The organism is Sphingomonas ginsenosidivorax, from assembly GCF_007995065.1.
Classification (GTDB): domain Bacteria; phylum Pseudomonadota; class Alphaproteobacteria; order Sphingomonadales; family Sphingomonadaceae; genus Sphingomonas; species Sphingomonas ginsenosidivorax.
Window position 1 is genome coordinate 211413 of the sequence record NZ_VOQR01000001.1, and the last position, 17531, is coordinate 228943.

The window sequence follows — 17531 nt, forward strand, 5'->3', positions numbered from 1 at the left end:
CAACGCGCATGCCCGTTTCGGCCGCCGCCTCCGCCCGCGAGATCCTGACTCGCCTCCACGACGTGATGGCGGCGCGGACGACCGCGCAGATGAAACTCAATTCGGTCGTCGCGATCATCGGCGAGGCGATCCACAGCGAAGTCTGCTCGATCTACCTGCTGCGCGAGGGCGTGCTCGAACTCTACGCCACGCGCGGGCTCGATCAGGGCGCGGTGCACGTCACCAAGCTGGCGCTGGGCGAAGGGCTGGTCGGCACGATCGCGCAGCGGGTCGAAGTGCTCAACCTCGACGAGGCCGCGAGCCATCCCGACTTCGCCTACAAGCCCGAGACCGGCGAGGATCGCTTCCATAGTTTCGCCGGCGTGCCAATCATCCGCCGCGAACGCGCGGTTGGCGTTCTTGCGGTGCAGCATACCGACCGTCGCCGCTATGCGGATGTCGAGATCGAGGCGCTGCAGACCGTCGCGATGGTCTTGTCGGAACTGATCGCCAATGCCGGGCTGATCGACGCGACCGGCGGGGGCACCGACCGGCCGCAATCGACCGCGGCGATGCGGATTCCGGGGCAGAAGCTCGTCGACGGCATGGGCGCGGGCTATGCGGTGTTCCACCAGCCGCGCATCCATATCGAGCACACCGTCGCCGAGGATATCGATGCCGAACGGCACCGTGTCTATGCGGCGTTCGACAAGATGCGCGAAGGCATCGACCGCATGACCCGCGAGGCCGAATTCGGCGTCGGCGGCGAGCATGAGGAGGTGCTCGCGACCTACAAGATGTTCGCCTACGACGAGGGCTGGGCGCGGCGCATCAACGAGGCGATCGATTCCGGGCTGACCGCGGAAGCGGCGATCGAGCGCGTCCAGCAACGCACGCGCCAGCGGATGCGCCAGATCGACGATCCGCTGCTCGCCGATCGCATGCACGACCTGGAGGACCTGTCGAACCGGCTGATCCGCATCGTCTCTGGCCAGATGGGGACGGCGGCGCAGGTCGGGCTGCGACAGGACACGATCCTGATCGCGCGCAACCTCGGGCCCGCCGAACTGCTGGAATATGACCGCCGCCGGCTGAAGGGCGTGGTGCTGGAGGAGGGCTCGCTGACCGCGCACGTGACCATCGTCGCGCGTGCGATGGGCGTGCCGGTGCTGGGCCGCGTCCGCGACGTCCGCCGGCTGATCGCGGAAGGGGACCTGCTGCTGCTCGATGTCAGCGACGGCACCGTCTTCGCGCGGCCCAACAGCGGCATCGAGGAATCGTTCGAGGCGCGGCTCGCGCTGCGCCAGAAGCGCAAGGCGGCGTTCGCGGCGTTGCGCGACGTGCCACCCGTGACGAAGGACGGCCATCGCCTGACGCTGATGGTCAACGCCGGCCTACGCGACGACGTCGCCGCGCTCGACGTCACCGGCGCCGACGGCATCGGGCTGTTCCGCACCGAATTCCAGTTTCTCGTCTCGGCGACATTGCCGCAGCGCGAGCGCCAGCAGCGGCTGTATCGCGAAGTGCTCGACGTCGCGGGCGATCGGCCGGTGATCTTCCGCACCGTCGATATCGGCGGCGACAAGGCGCTGCCCTATCTCCACAAGACCGATGCCGAGGAAGAGAATCCGGCAATGGGCTGGCGCGCGCTGCGGCTCGGGCTGGAACGCGACGGGCTTATGAAGGTCCAGGCGCGCGCCTTGCTGGAGGCGGCGTCGGGGCGGACCCTGAACGTGATGTTCCCGATGGTCAGCGAGCCCTGGGAGTTCGACGAAGCCCGCGCGCTGTTCGAGGACCAGCGCGCCTGGATGAACAGGCGGGGGCGGCAGATGCCGATCGAGATCCGCTATGGTGCGATGCTCGAGGTGCCCGCGCTCGCCGAGCAGCTCGACATCCTGTTGCCGCGCATCCAGTTCCTGTCGATCGGCACCAACGACCTGACGCAGTTCCTGTTCGCCGCCGATCGCGCCAATCCCAAGCTCGCCGAGCGCTACGACTGGCTGAGCCCGTCGATCCTGCGCTTCCTCGCGCGGGTGGTGGGTCCGACACGCGCGGCCGGGGTCGACCTGGCGGTATGTGGCGAGATGGGCGGTCGGCCGCTCGAGGCGATGGCGCTGATCGGGCTCGGGATCGATCGCCTGTCGATCACGCCGGCGGCGGTCGGCCCGATCAAGGCGATGGTCCGCAGCCTCGATCGCAGCGCGGTGACCAGCTTCATGACGGGGCTGCTCGCCGATCCGCCGCGCGACATGCGCGGGGCGCTGACCGACTGGGCGTTGCAAAACGGCGTTGAACTGACCTGAGCCGATCGCGCGATCGGACGCGAGCGCGTTGACACCGGTTAGGGCCTCTGTGACATGGGAACCCAAGCCAGGGCCAACCCGGACGGCCCGCATGCGGAGACGAGAATGGACGAGGTCGAAACCGGGCACCCTGCGGCACCGGCGCACCCCGAACGTGCCGGCGACGTGCTCCGTGTCGCTCGCGAGGCGCAGGGTCTGACGCTTGCCGATGTGGCGGCGCGCACGCGCGTCCCGCTGCGGCATCTGGAGGCGATCGACGCATCGGATTATGCCGGCCTGCCGTCGCCGACCTATGCGGTCGGCTTCGGGCGGGCCTATGCACGCGCGATCGGCGCGGACGAGGTGCGCGTCGCGCAGATGGTCCGCGACGACGTCGCCAAGCTCGGTCGGCGCACACCGGAATACGAACCCTATACGATGACCGACCCCGCCCGCGTGCCCTCGCGCGGGGTGGCCGTCGTCGCGCTCGGCCTCGCGCTCGCGGTGCTGGTCCTGGTCGGGCTGTGGTATGGCACCGACTGGTTCCGCGCAGGCGACACCGGCGGCGCGAGCGGCCCGGCGACGGTCGCCACGGTGCCGGCTCCCGCCGTCTCGGTCGCCGTGCCGAAGCCGGTTGCGCCGACCGGCGGGCAGGTGACGCTGGCCGCAACCGACGAAGTCTGGATGCGGGTCTACGACGCGGACGACAAGACGCTCTACCTCGGCACGATGAAGCCGGGCGAGAAGTACGACGTGCCCGCAGGCGCGAAGGACCCGATGATCAACGTCGGCCGGCCCGACAAGCTGACGGTGACGCTGAACGGCGCGAACGTGCCGCCGCTCGGTACCGGCGAACGTGCGATCAAGGACGTCAAGGTCGGACCCGAAGCGATCGCCGCACGGCTGTCCGGCGCGACGGTCTCGCAGGCGGAACCCGCGCGGAGCCCGGCGGCATCGAGCGGCGCTCGCTCCGAGCGCAATCGGTCGAGGCCGCGTCGCGTCCTGACCGAGACCCAGCGCGCCAACCTGCAATCTGCCGCCAACCCGCCGCCCGCCCCTTAAGGCTGGCGACAGGATCACTGTTGCAGCTATACGGTGCCAATTAACCACTGCACCGGGGGGTGTCGCCCATGCGTAAGTCTGTTCTGATCGGCGTTTGCGCCATTGCGATGATGCCCGCGGGCGCGCTGGCGCAGTCCGGCGTCGAAGGCCGTGTCGGCAAGCTCGAGAGCGAGATGCGCGCGGTACAGCGCAAGGTGTTCCCGGGCGGCGCGGGGCAGCTGCTCCAGCCCGAGGTGAGCGCGCCGCAGGGCAGCACCGGCCCCGGACCCGGGTCTCCCGCGACCAGCGCGATCGCCGACCTGTCGAGCCGCGTCGCCTCGCTCGAGCAGCAGATGGCGGGCCTCACCGGCCAGATCGAGCAGAACACCTACAAGACCCGCCAGCTGCAAGAGGCGTTCGACGCCTACAAGCGCAGCAACGACGCGCGGATGAAGTCGGTTGAGGGCGGCGCTACCCCGCGTGCGACCGGGGACACCGATCCCGGCATGTCCGCGCCGTCGACGACCGCCGCTGCCGCTGCTGCTGCTCGACCGACCACGCGGCCCGAACCGGTTGCAAAGCCCTCCGGCTCGGACCGCGCGCGGCTGGTCGACGCCGTCGAGAAGCCGTCGACCGGCGATGCGACTGAGGACGCCTATCTCTACGGCTATCGCCTCTGGTCGGCGAAACTCTACCCCGAAGCAGAGGCGCAGCTGAAGAAGGTCGTCGCCGACTATCCCAAGAGCAAGCGCGCGAGCTACGCGCAGAACCTGCTCGGCCGCGCCTATCTCGACGAGGGCAAGCCCAGCCTCGCCTCGATGGCGTTCTACGACAACTACAAGAAGATGCCGGACGGCGAGCGTGCCCCCGACAGCCTGCTCAATCTGGGCGGCGCGCTGACCCGGCTCAACAAGCCCGCCGACGCGTGCAAGGTCTATGACGAGCTCAACGATGTCTACGGCGCGAAGATGTCGGCCGCGATGAAGGCGGATGTCGCCAAGGGCCGCACGGCGGCGAAATGCTCGTAACGGGCTGACGCATTTTCGATCCGCTGGGCTTGTTCCGGCACCCCCCGCACCGCACATCCGCACGCTCGGGGCTCGCGGTACGGTCGGCCCCGGCAGTCCGGTCGACGGACATGGAGTGATCAGTGTCCGACGAAGCCCGCCGTTTCCGCGCCGATATCGATCGGATCGCGCATGACATCGACCGACCGTTCCTGGTCGCGGTGTCTGGCGGACCCGACAGCATGGCGATGCTGACCCTCGCCGCGGAGGCGTTTCCGGGACAGGTCATGGCTGCGACCGTCGATCATCGCCTGCGTGCCGAGGCCGCCGACGAAGCCGCGATGGTGTCGGCGCAGTGTCGGGGCATCGGAGTAGCCCATGCGACGCTCACCCCGCCGACGCCGATCGCCGGCGCGAGCATCCAGGCGCAGGCGCGCGCCAGCCGCTACGCGCTGCTCGCCGATCACGCGCGGTCGTGCGGGGCAGGGGCAATCCTCACCGCGCACCACGTCGACGACCAGGCCGAGACGTTCCTGATGCGCGCCGCACGCGGATCGGGGCTGGCGGGACTAGCCGGAATTCGCGCGCGCACGGAGATCGCCGGCATCACCATCCTGCGCCCGCTGCTCGACTGGCGTCGCGCGGAACTGCGCGCGATCGTACGCCGCGCGGAGGTGCCGTTCGTCGACGATCCGTCGAACCAGGACGATCGGCATGATCGCACCCGTTTCCGGCGGTTGCTCGGGGACAATGAATGGCTCGATCCGCCGCATCTCGCCCGCTCGGCAGCGACGCTCGCCGAAACCGATGCCGACGTCCGCGCGATCGTCGAATGGCTCTGGACCGAACGCGCGGTACGCGCCGACGGCGAGGTCCGGATCGCCACCGCGGGACTGCCGCGCGAGCTGCTGCGCCGGCTGGCCCGCCGCGCGATCGGCTGCGTGCGGGCCGACGCCGCGATCGAGCAGCCGGACTGGAGCGACTCGGCCAATATCGAACGCCTGCTCGACGCGTTGATGACGGGAAAACGCTCGACGCAGGCCGGCGTGATCGTGTCGCCGCGCGGTGGCGGATGGCGGTTCCGCGTGGCCCCGGCACGCCGCACCGGATAGCGACGTCGTTCTGCGTCTTGTTCCATTGCCATTAACCCGCGGGCGCTTATCTTGTGCGGTGAAAGGTATCCGGCACCCATGAGCGACAACGACAACCGCGGCGACAAGCCCCAGGGCCCCGACAATGGTGGCAATGGGGGCGGCGGCAGCAATCCCTGGATGAAGAGCCTGTTGATCTGGGTCGGCATCCTGCTGGCGCTGGCGATCTTCGTGACGATGTTCGACGGCCGGGCTGCGACGACGGGCGGCAACACGATCGCCTATTCGGCGTTCCTCGACAAGGTCGACGAGGGCACCGTTAAGGACGTCAACATCAGCCGCGACATGATCTCCGGCACGCTTTCGAGCGGCGAGAAGTTCAAGGCCTACCCGATCCCCGACTCGACGCTGGTGCCGAAGCTGCGCGACAAGGGCGTCGCAATCAGCGCCAAGCCCGAAGAGGGCCCGTCGATGCTGATGCTGTTGCTCTACCAGTCGCTGCCGTTCCTGCTGTTCCTCGGCATTGCGTTCTTCGTGCTCAAGCAGATGCAGAAGAATTCCGGCTCCGGCGCGATGGGCTTCGGCAAGAGCCGCGCGAAGATGCTGACGCAGAAGGAAGGCAAGGTCACCTTCGCCGATGTCGCCGGCATCGACGAGGCGCGCGAAGAGCTGGAAGAGATCGTCGAGTTCCTCAAGGATCCCACCAAGTTCGCCCGCCTCGGCGGCAAGATCCCCAAGGGTGCGCTGCTGGTCGGCTCGCCCGGTACCGGCAAGACGCTGCTCGCCCGCGCGATCGCAGGCGAGGCTGGTGTGCCGTTCTTCACCATCTCGGGCTCCGACTTTGTCGAGATGTTCGTCGGCGTCGGCGCCAGCCGTGTCCGCGACATGTTCGAGCAGGCCAAGAAGTCCGCGCCGTGCATCGTCTTCATCGACGAGATCGACGCGGTCGGTCGCCATCGCGGCGCTGGTCTCGGCAATGGCAATGACGAGCGCGAGCAGACGCTGAACCAGCTGCTCGTTGAGATGGACGGCTTCGAGGCGAACGAAGGCATCATCATCATCGCCGCGACCAACCGTCCTGACGTGCTCGATCCGGCGCTGCTGCGTCCGGGCCGCTTCGATCGCCAGGTTGTCGTGCCTCGCCCGGACATCGAGGGCCGTATCAAGATCCTCGAAGTCCACATGAAGAAGGTGCCGCTGGCGCCCGACGTCGACGCCCGCGTCATCGCGCGTGGTACGCCCGGCTTCTCGGGTGCTGATCTCGCCAACCTCGTCAACGAGGCGGCGCTGACCGGCGCGCGCAAGGGCAAGCGCCTGGTCGCGATGGCCGAGTTCGAGGAGGCCAAGGACAAGGTCATGATGGGCGCCGAGCGCCGATCGATGGTCATGACCGACGACGAGAAGCGCATGACCGCGTATCACGAGGCCGGCCACGCCGTCGTCGCGATGCACGAGCACGCGTCGGACCCGATCCACAAGGCGACGATCATCCCGCGCGGCCGTGCGCTGGGCATGGTCATGCGGCTGCCCGAGCGCGACTCGTACAGCTATCACCGCGACAAGATGTACGCGAACCTCGCGGTATCGATGGGCGGCCGCGTCGCCGAGGAAGTGATCTTCGGCTACGACAAGGTGTCGAGCGGCGCGTCGGGCGACATCCAGTATGCCACCGGCCTCGCACGCGACATGGTCACGCGCTGGGGCATGTCGGACAAGGTCGGGCCGCTCGAATATGGCGAGCCGGAGGGTGAATCCTTCCTCGGCTATTCGTCGAGCCGTCCGTCGCGGATGTCGAACGCCACCGCGCAGCTGATCGACGACGAGATCAAGCGGATCGTCGAGGGCGGCCTCGACCGTGCCAAGCAGGTGCTGAGCGAGCATATCGACCAGCTCCACACCGTGGCCGGCGCTCTGCTCGAATACGAGACGTTGACGGGCGACGAGATCAAGAAGCTGATCGCGGGCGAGGACATGGATCGTCCGGTCCCCGGCGCGAAGGTTTCGTCGGTGCCCAAAGCCGGTACGTCGATCCCCAAGACGCGCCGCCCCAACGGGCCGTTCGGATCGCCCACCCCGCTGGGCGCCTGATCGGTTAAGCCGCCGGCAAGCTGAAACGGTGCATGGGCCGGCCTTTCCAACGGAAGGGTCGGCCCATGTCGTTTGTGCGTACCGCAGTCGCGAGCCTCGTTCTGGTCGGCATCGCCGTTCCCGCGAACGCGGCCATGACGGTCCAGACCTTCCTCGAACGCGCCAACGCGCTGCGCGATCAGGGCCCGATGGCGCTGATGTCCCCCGATCTGCCGGTCCTGAAGGCGGAGGCGAAGGCCGCGACGACGCAGCTGAAGGCGGATCGCGCCGCGCGCGCGGCGGCCGGCAAGAAGCCGATCGCCTGCGTTCCGGAGGGTGAGTCGATCGGGATCATGGACATGCTCGACGGCCTCGCGGCCCTCCCGGCCGCCGATCAGAAGCGTCCGCTCAAGGATGGCTATGCGCGGGTGCTGGCGAAGCGGTTTCCCTGCTGACGACCGTCGTCCACGGCGGGCGGGCGGCCCGAGCGCTACTCCGTCAGTCCGTGCAGGACCAGCAGGACGAAGAATGTCAGCAGCACGGTAAAGGCGAAAGCCAGCAGGAGCGCCGTCCGCCACAGGGCGGACCGTTTCGGCAGTTGATAGGCGCCACGCAGCTGCGCGAACATGTGGACCGGCGGCACCACGAGCGCGGCGGTGCTGATCCAGTCCCCCGGCAGGCCGGCAAGCCCAGCGACCATCAACGCGATCGTCAGCAGCATCATGAACGCCAGCGAATAGGTCACGAAAATCGCGTGGTCGTACAGGTGATACTGGCGCCGCCACAGGAACAGCAGCGCCACGAACGGCACCGACAACGGGATCAGCCCCCAGCTATATTTGTATGCGCTCGTCTGCAGCTTGTAGATCGTCAGGCCGGGATTGGCGTTGGCCTTCGCGATACCGTGGTCGAGGACCGGCCAGGACGTCGTGAATGTGAAGGGCGACGAACCCCGCTTTCCCGACGCCGCGTCGATCCCGCGGATCGTCGTCCGCAACACGCGGGCTTCGGCATCATAGTCGCCGGTCGCGGTGCCCGCCTTCGCCGCTTCGGCGCGCTTGGCCTCGATTTTCGTCAGCTCCGCCCGGGCCGCGCCCAGCTGCGCGCGCGTCTCCGCGCTGTCGCTCTTCGCAGCGGCCTGTTGCGCCAGTTCGCTGACGTCGCCGCCCACCGCGCTGATCGTCGCGAACATCAGGAAGACCGTGAACAGGAACAGCGCGAGCGGCGACACGAACCGCACGCGCTCGCCCTGTACGTAGCGCCGCGTCAGCGTGCCCGGGTGCAGGACCAGCATCGGGAGCGTCCGCCAGATCTTGCCCTCGAAATGGAACACGCCGTGCCCGATCTCGTGCGCGATCCCGCCGAGCGAGCGATGCACATGTCCCGCTTGCCCGCACGCATGGCAATGTTCGCCCAGCAACCGCGTTCCGCAATTCAGGCATAACCCGTCATGCACGCCGTGCGTCTCGCCCGCACTGGGTTCGACCGCTCGTCCCACCAGCAGGCCCGTCGCGATGTCCGCTGCCGATTCGATACTCGCCGTCATGCACGCCCCCCGGTGTAACGCAGCCAGCGTACCGCGCCGCGGGGTTTGGCGCGAGCGCGAATGCCATGCTAGCAACCGCCATGGCCGACGCTGACGAAACCACCGCCCTGATTGCCGACATGGGCGCGCGCGCGCGCGCCGCTGCGACGACGCTTGCCGCGCTTCCGACCGCGACCAAGGCCGCGGGGCTGCGTGCCGCCGCCGCGGCGATCCGCAGTGCCGAGGCGGAGATTCTCGCGGCCAACGCGGTCGATATGCAGAAGGGTAGGGACGGTGGCCTGTCGTCCGCGATGCTCGACCGCCTGCTGCTCGATCCTGCCCGCGTTGGCGGGATGGCGGCGGGGGTCGAGGCGGTCGCCGCGCTCGACGATCCGGTCGGTGCCGAGATCGACTCGCGCGACCGGCCAAACGGTCTTCGCCTGACCCGGATACGCGTGCCGATCGGCGTGATCGGTATTATCTACGAAAGCCGCCCGAACGTCACCGCGGACGCGGCGGCGCTCTGCGTGATGGCGGGCAATTCCGTGATCCTGCGCGGCGGATCCGAGGCCGTGGCGAGCAACCGCGCGATCCATGTCGCGATGGCGGCGGGGCTGGCCGGCGCGGGCATCCCCGCCGACGCGGTGCAGCTGGTGCCGACGACCGATCGTGCCGCGGTCGGCGCGATGCTCAAGGCGGACGGCGTCATCGACTTGATCATCCCGCGCGGGGGCAAGAGCCTCGTCGCACGCGTCCAGGCCGAGGCGCGCGTGCCCGTGCTCGCGCATCTCGACGGCATCAACCACGTCTATGTCGACGGCTCGGCAGACCCCGGGATGGCCGAGCGGATCGTCGTCAACGCCAAGATGCGCCGTACCGGCGTCTGCGGCGCGATGGAGACGCTGCTGATCGACCGCGCCTATCCGCACGCCGCCGAACTGGTCCGCGCGCTTGCCGCCAGCGGGTGCGAGGTCCGCGGCGGCCCCGGGCTGCGCGCCCTGGCACCCGAGCTTGCCGCGACGACCGACATCGACTGGGACACCGAATATCTGGAGGCGATCGCGTCCGCGGGGCTCGTCGACGGTGTCGAGGGGGCGTTGACCCACATCGCCCACCACGGCTCGCACCACACCGATGCGATTATCGCCGAGGACGCGGGCGTCGCCGAACGCTTCCTGGCGGGCGTCGACAGCGCGATCGTGCTCTGGAACGCCTCCACCCAGTTCGCCGACGGCGGCGAGTTCGGCCTTGGCGCCGAGATCGGCATCGCCACCGGCCGTCTCCACGCCCGCGGCCCGGTCGCGCTGGAAGGGCTGACCACGTACAAATGGGTCGGCCGCGGCACGGGGCAGGTGCGCGGTTGATTGTGAACTGCGGCAGGTTTATTCTCCGCAGATGGCTGAGCCGCAGATCCTGTCATTGCCTCTCGATGAAGAGTTGAACGCTGCGCTTCAGGCTGCCGCCGTATGGCGTGACATGTCCGTCGAAGACTTTGCCCTATCCGCTATCCGGGAAGCGGCGCGGATGGACGGCGAACTGGCTGCATTCGTCCAGCAGGGGATCGACTCCGCTGATCGTGGCGACGTGTACAGTCAGGAAGAGATGGAAGCGTGGTTCGAGGCGCGATACCGATCCGCTGCAGCTGAATGAAACGAGTTCGATGGACGAAGGACGCGCGCGCCGATCTCGCAGCCGCGGATGCCTATTATCGACCGCTTAATCCCGATTTCTCATATCGTATCGGCCAGTCGGCAATCGCCGCGGGGCGGTTTTTGGCCGAGCACCCTCGGGCCGGCCCCGTATTCGGTGGTGGAGCGCGGAAATGGCGTATCGCGAACACGGATTATTTGCTGATCTACCGCTTGGTTGATGGCGGCGTGGAGATTGTTCGATTGCGTCATGCGTACGAGAATTGGCGTACAGACCGCTGACCCGCATCGGCATCCTCGGCGGTTCGTTCAACCCCGCGCATCGCGGACACCGCGCCATCACGCTCGCCGCTCTTCGCGCGCTGGCGCTCGACGAGGCTTGGTGGCTCGTCTCCCCCGGCAACCCGCTCAAGGACGGCGCGGGGGACATGGCGCCGTTCGCCGCGCGACTGGGCTCCGCCCGTGCCATGGCGAGGCGAGCGCCGATCCGCGCCACCGACATCGAATGCCGCCTGCACACCCGCTACACACTCGACACGATCCGCAAACTGAAGCGCCAATACCCCAAACAGGACTTCATCTGGCTAATGGGCGCGGACAATCTGGCGCAGTTCCATCGCTGGCGGGAGTGGCGGAAAATCGCCGCTGAGGTTCCGATTGCGGTAATCGCCCGTCCGGGATATGATGGGCGCGCCCTCGCAGCCCCCGCGATGGGATGGCTGCGACGCTTCCAACGGCCCGCAGACCAGGCGAAGAGCTGGACGACGTGGAGATTGCCGGCACTTGTGCTGTTGCGCTTCCGACCCGACCCGACCTCCGCGACCGGCCTGCGCGCCGGCGATCCCGACTGGTACCGGCGTTTTGCCGGTCCGGTAGCCCAACCCAGGAGCTGACTTGGCCACTTCCCCTACCGTCCCGCGTGCGACCGACCCCGAAGAAGTAGCGGCGCTGCACGCGCTGATCCTGGCGTCGCTCGACGACGACCAGGCCGTCGAGACGGTCTCGATCCCGCTCGCGGGCAAGACCAGCATCGCCGACTTCATGGTGATCGCCAGCGGTCGCTCGACGCGTCAGGTCGCGTCGATGGCGCAGAAGCTCGCCGAGCGGATCAAGGGCGAACTCAAGCGCCAGACCCGGATCGAGGGGCTTCCGACCGCCGACTGGGTGCTGATCGACGCGGGGGACGTGATCGTCCACCTGTTCCGTCCCGAGGTTCGCAGCTTCTACAATCTCGAACGCATGTGGGCGTTCGGCGACGCGCCGACCCCGCCTGCCGAACCGATGATGAGCGAAGACTGATCCCGGCCGCGCGATGCTGCTTCACATCGTCGCGCGCGGCCGGATCGGGCGCTCGCCCGAGGCCGATCTGGTCGCGCGCTATCTGAAGCGGATCGCCTGGCCTACCCGCGTGACCGAGCTGCCCGACATCGGCGGCAAGATCCCGGCGGTCGAGCCGCAGACCAGGCGGGTGCTGCTCGACGAGACCGGCGAAACGCTGTCGTCGACGGCGTTCGCCAGGATCCTCGAGCGGTGGCGCGACGATGGCGTCCGCGAGGTGCGGTTCGAACTCGGTGCTGCGGATGGCTTCGACGACGGCGCCCGCGCGCAGGCCGACCTGCTGTTCTCGTTCGGGCGCGCGACCTGGCCGCATCTGCTCGCCCGGGCCATGCTCGCCGAGCAGCTGTTCCGCGCCACCAGCATCCTTGCCAACCACCCCTATCACCGCGAAGGATAGCCCGATGCGGGCGGGGACGGTTTTGGCGATTGGGGCGTGCGGGCTCGCGCTGGGCGGAGCCGTGCGGGTACCGCCGCTCGTCGACCAGCAGGCGCGGCTCGCGATCGCCAAGCGCGACGCCGCTACCGCGACCCGACGCGCGGACCGGCTCGCCACCGCGGCCGCGGCCGAGCGCGACGCCGCCGAGCGCGCCCGCGCCGAGGAACGCGCGCTCGCCGCCCGGGTGAGCGCGGCGGAGGCGGACCTCACCGCGGCGCAGGCCCGGGTCGCGATCGTCGATCGCTTGCTCGCGGCGCAGCGCGCACGCCTCGGCGTCGTCCAGGCCCCGGTCGCGCGGCTGCTGGCGGCACTCGAATCGCTCGCGCGCCGGCCCACGATCGTGGCGGTGGCGCAGCCCGGATCGGTCGACGACCTCGTCCATGTCCGCGCGGTACTCGGCAGCACGCTGCCCGTCGTGCGCGTCCGGACGCAAGGCGTGCGGGCGGCGCTGGCGGAGACGCGGCGATTGCAGGACAGCGCGCTGCTCGCCGCCACGGCACTTCGCGACAGCCGCGCCCGTCTCGAGGCGGACCGCATCGCGCTCGCGCAGCTCGAAGCGACGCATCGCCGGCGCAGCGTGGCGCTCAGGCGCGGCGCGCTCAGCGAATCGGACCGCGCGCTGGCGCTCGGCGAGCGCGCCCGCGACCTCGTCGACGACATGGCGGAAGCGGGCAGCGCCGAGGCGACGGCAGCGAGCCTTGCGGGCTTGCCGAGCCCGACGCCGCGCCCGGTCGCCGCGGGGTCGGTGCGCCCCGCAGCGCCCCGCGGCGTCTACCAGGTTCCCGTAGCGGGGCGCCTCGTCACCGGATTCGACGAAGTCTCGGACGCCGGCGTGCGATCGCGCGGGCTGACCTTCGCCACCGCGCCGGCTGCCGCCGTGGTTGCGCCGGCGGCGGGCATCGTCCGTTACGCGCGTCGCTTCCGGGCCTATGGGCGGATCGTCATCCTCGACCATGGCGATGGCTGGACCAGCCTGGTCACCGGGCTCGACCGCGTCGTCGTCGCACCGGGGCAGCGGCTCGCCGCCGGCGCGACGCTCGGCACCGCACCCGGCGGCGACGATCCGCGCGTGACGGTCGAACTCCGTCGTCGTGGCCGGCCCGTCGATGCGGCGGCGTTGATCGGATAGACGATCCTCCGGCAACGGCGGACCGAAACGCCCGGTCAGGTGCGGTTCAGCCCCATGCGCCTTTGCTCGTGCCGCATATTGTCGCTAGGCTCATCTGCACCTCCGGCTCCAGGACCCTTGATGCCTCGTCCTATCATTACCGCGACCGCGATCGTCGGCGCGCTTACGCTCATTCCGCTGGCGACGTCGGCGATGGCCGCGGTCGATACCGACACGTATCGCGAGTTCGACCAGTTCCTCGACGTCTTCAACCGGGTGAAATCGGAATATGTCGACAAGGTCGACGACAAGACGCTGATCAAGGGTGCGATCCAGGGCATGCTCGCCGCGCTCGATCCGCATTCGAGCTATGTCGACGCGCTCGACTACGAAAATCTGCGGATCATGACCGAGGGCAATTACGGCGGCCTGGGTCTGACCGTGCAGATGGAGGACGGCGCGATCAAGGTCGTGGCGCCGCAGGAGGACACGCCTGCCGCCCGCGCCGGGGTGAAGTCCGGCGACTACATCACGCATATCGACGGCAAGCTGATCTACGGCGACTCGCTCGACGAGGCGATCGGCAAGATGCGCGGCAAGCCCGGCACCAAGATCACGCTGGGCCTCGTCCGCCCGGGCCGCGACAAGCCGCTCGAGGTGTCGATGATGCGCGAGATCATCGTCCAGAAGCCGGTGAAGTGGGAAGTCCGCGGCGACGTCGGCTACATCAACATCAACACCTTCTCCGAGAGCACCGGCGCTGACACCCGCGCCGCGATCATGAGCATCGACAAGTCGCTCGGCCACCGGCCGCTCGGCTATGTCGTCGACCTGCGCGAGAATGGCGGCGGGCTGCTGACCCAGGCGATCGCGGTGTCGGACGCATTCCTCGATCACGGCGAGATCGTCAGCCAGCGCGGCCGCGAGAAGACCGATATCGAGCGCTACTACGCCAAGCCCGGCGACGACGCGCATGGCCTGCCGGTCGTCGTGCTGACCGATCCGGGCACGGCATCGGCGTCCGAGATCGTCGCAGGCGCGCTCCAGGATCATCACCGCGCGCTGATCATGGGCGAGCGGACCTTTGGCAAGGGCTCGGTCCAGACCGTGCTCCCGCTCGGGCCGCAGACCGCGTTGCGGCTGACCACGGCCCGCTATTTCACGCCGTCAGGGCGTTCGGTGCAGGAGGGCGGGATCGAGCCCGACATCAAGGTGCCACAGATCAGCGACCCCGACTACAAGTCGCGCCCGGTGTTCCGCGAGGCGGACCTGCGTAAACATCTGATCAACGAGATGAAGGCCGACAACGCCGTTCTCGAGGAGGACAGCAAGGCCGATCCGCGGTTCGCCGAGACGCCCGAGCAGCTGAAGAAGCAGGGTATCGAGGACTTCCAGCTCTATTACGCGCTCAAGACCGTCGCCCGGCTGGGTGGCGCGGCGCAGGTCGCTGCCGCGACTAGGCCGGTGGCCGGTCCGGCCAAGCCGGCGGCCAAATAGCGTGACCAAGAACCAGGAACTGGCCCGGGCAATCGCCTTCGGCCTGCCCTTGGCGCTGCTGCTCGGCGCGCTAGGGTCGCAATATCTCGGCGGGCTCTATCCGTGCGAGATGTGCCATTGGCAGCGCTGGCCGCATTATTCGGCGGTGCTGATCGCGGGCGGCGCGTTCATCGTGCCCGGTCGTGCGATGCGGCAATCGCTGGTGCTGGTCGCGGCGCTGCTGATCGCGCTCAGCGGCGCCATCGGCGTGTTTCACGCGGGCGTCGAATATCATTGGTGGAACGGCATTACCGCCTGCACCTCGACGATCGCGGGTGGTGCGACCACCTCGGCCGAGCGGCTGGCGGCGATCATGGACGCGCCGATGATCCGCTGCGACGTTGCGCAGTGGCGGCTGGCGGGGATATCGCTCGCCGGGTTCAACGCGATCCTTTCATTGGGCGGCGCGCTCACCATCTTGGCCCTCATGAGGAAGACGCGATGAGTGGATGGAAGCCCGGTGACGCCAGGCGCGCGTCCCATGCGATGGTCCGCGTGGACCAAGCGGGCGAGTTCGGTGCGATCCGCATCTATGCCGGCCAGCTGGCGGTGCTGGGCGACCGTCATCCCGCCGCACGGCAGATCCACCACATGGCGCAGCAGGAGGAACGCCACCGCGCGTTCTTCGACCGGATGATTGCCGAGCGTGGTGTCAGGCCGACGATCCTGCAGCCGATCTGGAGCGTCGCCGGTTTCGCACTGGGCGCGGTCACCGCGGCGATCGGGCCCGCCGCCGCAATGGCGTGCACCGCGGCGGTAGAGACCGAGATCGACAAGCATTATGCCGAGCAGCTCGTCGAGCTCGGCGATAGCGACCCCGAACTGTCCGACGCGATCGCCGACTTTCAGGCCGAGGAGCTGGAGCACCGCGACACCGCACTCGCCGCGGGCGCGGAGACTGCGTTCGGCTATCCAGTGCTCAGCGGGTTGATCCGGCTGGGCACGAAGGTCGCGATCGCGACCGCAAAGCGTATTTGAGGGAGTGGGCGTATGAAGATTCTCCTGGCGGCGATGCTGCTCGCCGCACCGGCGACGGCGCAAACCGTCCACGGGCCCGTTGCGGCCCCAGCCAAGCCGGCGGCGACCGCGCCGGGACAGGTCTCGCGCAATGCGCCGATCAACGGCGTGCTGACGCTGTTCGGCAACGAACGCTGCCCCACGAACGCGAACGGCGAGGAGATCGTCGTCTGCGTCCGTCGCAGCGCGCAGGAGCAGTATCGCGTTCCCAAGGAGCTTCGCGAGTTCGTCGTCACGCCCGAGAACGAGAGCTGGGCGGCGAAGGCGCAGGGCACGATGGACACCGGTGTCGGCGTCAACAGCATCGGCAGTTGTTCGGCGGTCGGCGTCGGCGGCGCCACCGGCTGCTTTGGCCAGCGCGTCCGCGACGCCCGCGCCGAGAACCGCGCGAAGGCGGCCGAGGTGCCGGTTCTCCCCTGACGCCGCGATGGCGGGCTTCGGCCCGCCATCCGGTCAGCCGGGAACGCCCCAGTTCGCCTCTTCGTCCGCAGCCTTTGCGGTGCGGACGAGATGCTCGACATAGTTCTTGAAGACCGGAACGGTGAAGGTGACGAGCGTCGGCTCGCCCTGTGGTTCCTTGAACGTCAGGATCACGAAGCGCTGGCCGTCCTCGTCCAGGACCAGCCCCGCCTCCATCGCGCCGGTGCCGCTAGGCGTGATGACCGTGGCTGCCATGATAATCCCTTCCGTCCGGTTGCTGCCCGGCGGTATCGGAGCGCGGCCGGTTAGCCAATATCCGCCGGGATGATCCCCATACCGTCGCCGCGGATCAATCCAGTCGCGCGAGCAGGATCGCGACGTCGTCCCGCACGACGCGCTTGCGCGTCAACGACGGCGAACGGCTTCGGTCGACGCGCACCACGGTTGCAGGGGTCAGCGCGCACTCGGCGTCAACCTGTGGCCTGACGCAGCCGTCCTGATCGCAGACCAGTCGCGCGCTCATCGCACTGGTGCCGAGCAGGCACGGCGGCGCAGCGTGCGCCTGCGCGCCGAACGCGCAGGCCAGCACACCAGTCGTGATGGCCGCACGCGGCGACCTCGTAAATCTCTTCATCGTAGAGCCCCCCACAGGCGTTGTGTCGTTACCGGGGGCTTAAGTATCGTGCGTTCGTTGCCAAACCGTTTCGATCCGGGGGCGCCGTGCCGGGTCCTGGAAGGAATATCCGCGGCACGGCGTCTCGGCGGATGTCAGCTCGGTTGGGCCTCGCTCTCGGTCTCGGCCGGCCCGCCTTGCGTCGGCGTTATCGCATCGGCATCCGCGGCCGAAATGTCCGAACGGCGCGTCTCGATCGCGCCCTCGGCTGCGGCATCGTCCAACGCCGCCTCCATATAGGCCGTCTGTTCGGCTGCTACGCCGGAGCCCGACGGCTGGTTGGCCAGATCGGCGAAAGTCTCGGGCTCTGGCTTGGTGTTCGGCTGATCAGCCATGGCAATCGTCCTCGTCGGTGGGTGGGG

General features: G+C 68.7%; 21 protein-coding genes. 17 read left to right on the forward strand and 4 right to left on the reverse strand.

Going from position 1 to position 17531, the window contains the following annotated elements; translation table 11 throughout:
- Positions 1–8 precede the first annotated feature (8 nt).
- The 6 genes from ptsP to FSB78_RS00960 all read left to right on the forward strand — a co-directional run bounded on the left by ptsP (position 9) and on the right by FSB78_RS00960 (position 7922).
- On the forward strand, positions 9–2282 hold the full coding sequence (gene ptsP, locus FSB78_RS00935) for a phosphoenolpyruvate--protein phosphotransferase (RefSeq protein WP_147079178.1): 2274 nt from the start codon (positions 9–11) through the stop codon (positions 2280–2282).
- Between the two features lie 105 nt (positions 2283–2387).
- Positions 2388–3323 (forward strand): helix-turn-helix domain-containing protein, encoded by a 936-nt coding sequence (locus FSB78_RS00940; RefSeq protein ID WP_147079180.1) that lies wholly within the window; start codon positions 2388–2390, stop codon positions 3321–3323.
- Between the two features lie 68 nt (positions 3324–3391).
- Positions 3392–4330: a tol-pal system YbgF family protein gene (locus FSB78_RS00945; RefSeq protein ID WP_147079181.1), complete on the forward strand. Its 939-nt coding sequence runs from the start codon at positions 3392–3394 to the stop codon at positions 4328–4330.
- A 122-nt stretch (positions 4331–4452) separates the two neighbouring features.
- Complete coding sequence (tilS, locus tag FSB78_RS00950; RefSeq protein ID WP_199743093.1) at positions 4453–5421, forward strand: tRNA lysidine(34) synthetase TilS; 969 nt, start codon at positions 4453–4455, stop codon at positions 5419–5421.
- A gap of 78 nt (positions 5422–5499) precedes the next feature.
- Positions 5500–7488, forward strand: a complete 1989-nt coding sequence (ftsH, locus tag FSB78_RS00955; protein ID WP_147079183.1) for an ATP-dependent zinc metalloprotease FtsH — start codon at positions 5500–5502, stop codon at positions 7486–7488.
- A 65-nt stretch (positions 7489–7553) separates the two neighbouring features.
- The gene (locus FSB78_RS00960) at positions 7554–7922 is read left to right on the forward strand and encodes a hypothetical protein (protein WP_242007897.1); all 369 of its coding nucleotides are present in this window, start codon (positions 7554–7556) and stop codon (positions 7920–7922) included.
- A 35-nt stretch (positions 7923–7957) separates the two neighbouring features.
- On the opposite strand, the gene FSB78_RS00965 is transcribed toward FSB78_RS00960, so the two are convergent.
- Positions 7958–9013 (reverse strand): DUF3667 domain-containing protein, encoded by a 1056-nt coding sequence (locus FSB78_RS00965; protein WP_147079185.1) that lies wholly within the window; start codon positions 9011–9013, stop codon positions 7958–7960.
- Positions 9014–9093: 80 nt separating this feature from the next.
- Here FSB78_RS00965 and FSB78_RS00970 point away from each other — a divergent pair, with 80 nt between their 5' ends.
- The 11 genes from FSB78_RS00970 to FSB78_RS01020 all read left to right on the forward strand — a co-directional run bounded on the left by FSB78_RS00970 (position 9094) and on the right by FSB78_RS01020 (position 16496).
- Entirely contained in the window at positions 9094–10356 is a 1263-nt protein-coding gene (locus tag FSB78_RS00970; protein WP_147079186.1) for a glutamate-5-semialdehyde dehydrogenase, read from the forward strand.
- Positions 10357–10387: 31 nt separating this feature from the next.
- Positions 10388–10642: a hypothetical protein gene (locus tag FSB78_RS00975; RefSeq protein ID WP_147079188.1), complete on the forward strand. Its 255-nt coding sequence runs from the start codon at positions 10388–10390 to the stop codon at positions 10640–10642.
- A complete protein-coding gene (locus tag FSB78_RS00980; RefSeq protein WP_147079189.1) occupies positions 10639–10923 on the forward strand; it encodes a type II toxin-antitoxin system RelE/ParE family toxin in 285 nt (94 codons plus the stop codon). The genes FSB78_RS00975 and FSB78_RS00980 overlap by 4 nt, the downstream gene beginning before the upstream one ends.
- A complete protein-coding gene (locus FSB78_RS00985) occupies positions 10905–11534 on the forward strand; it encodes a nicotinate-nucleotide adenylyltransferase (protein ID WP_422396658.1) in 630 nt (209 codons plus the stop codon). Before FSB78_RS00980 ends, FSB78_RS00985 begins: the two co-directional genes overlap by 19 nt.
- 1 nt (position 11535) lies before the next feature.
- Positions 11536–11940, forward strand: a complete 405-nt coding sequence (gene rsfS, locus FSB78_RS00990) for a ribosome silencing factor (protein ID WP_147079192.1) — start codon at positions 11536–11538, stop codon at positions 11938–11940.
- A 13-nt stretch (positions 11941–11953) separates the two neighbouring features.
- Positions 11954–12376: a 23S rRNA (pseudouridine(1915)-N(3))-methyltransferase RlmH gene (locus tag FSB78_RS00995; protein ID WP_147079194.1), complete on the forward strand. Its 423-nt coding sequence runs from the start codon at positions 11954–11956 to the stop codon at positions 12374–12376.
- 4 nt (positions 12377–12380) lie between these two features.
- Complete coding sequence (locus FSB78_RS01000; protein ID WP_147079196.1) at positions 12381–13544, forward strand: murein hydrolase activator EnvC family protein; 1164 nt, start codon at positions 12381–12383, stop codon at positions 13542–13544.
- Positions 13545–13664: 120 nt separating this feature from the next.
- A complete protein-coding gene (locus FSB78_RS01005) occupies positions 13665–15020 on the forward strand; it encodes a S41 family peptidase (RefSeq protein ID WP_147079198.1) in 1356 nt (451 codons plus the stop codon).
- Position 15021: 1 nt separating this feature from the next.
- Complete coding sequence (locus tag FSB78_RS01010; protein ID WP_147079200.1) at positions 15022–15504, forward strand: disulfide bond formation protein B; 483 nt, start codon at positions 15022–15024, stop codon at positions 15502–15504.
- Positions 15501–16037: a demethoxyubiquinone hydroxylase family protein gene (locus FSB78_RS01015; RefSeq protein WP_147079202.1), complete on the forward strand. Its 537-nt coding sequence runs from the start codon at positions 15501–15503 to the stop codon at positions 16035–16037. The genes FSB78_RS01010 and FSB78_RS01015 overlap by 4 nt, the downstream gene beginning before the upstream one ends.
- A 12-nt stretch (positions 16038–16049) precedes the next feature.
- Positions 16050–16496 (forward strand): hypothetical protein, encoded by a 447-nt coding sequence (locus FSB78_RS01020; protein ID WP_147079204.1) that lies wholly within the window; start codon positions 16050–16052, stop codon positions 16494–16496.
- Between the two features lie 33 nt (positions 16497–16529).
- Here the strand turns inward: FSB78_RS01020 and FSB78_RS01025 are convergent, their stop codons facing one another.
- The 3 genes from FSB78_RS01025 to FSB78_RS01035 form a co-directional block, all read right to left on the reverse strand.
- The gene (locus FSB78_RS01025; protein WP_147079206.1) at positions 16530–16751 is read right to left on the reverse strand and encodes a hypothetical protein; all 222 of its coding nucleotides are present in this window, start codon (positions 16749–16751) and stop codon (positions 16530–16532) included.
- A gap of 94 nt (positions 16752–16845) precedes the next feature.
- The gene (locus tag FSB78_RS01030; RefSeq protein ID WP_147079207.1) at positions 16846–17130 is read right to left on the reverse strand and encodes a hypothetical protein; all 285 of its coding nucleotides are present in this window, start codon (positions 17128–17130) and stop codon (positions 16846–16848) included.
- Between the two features lie 134 nt (positions 17131–17264).
- Entirely contained in the window at positions 17265–17504 is a 240-nt protein-coding gene (locus FSB78_RS01035; RefSeq protein ID WP_147079209.1) for a hypothetical protein, read from the reverse strand.
- Positions 17505–17531: the final 27 nt, after the last annotated feature.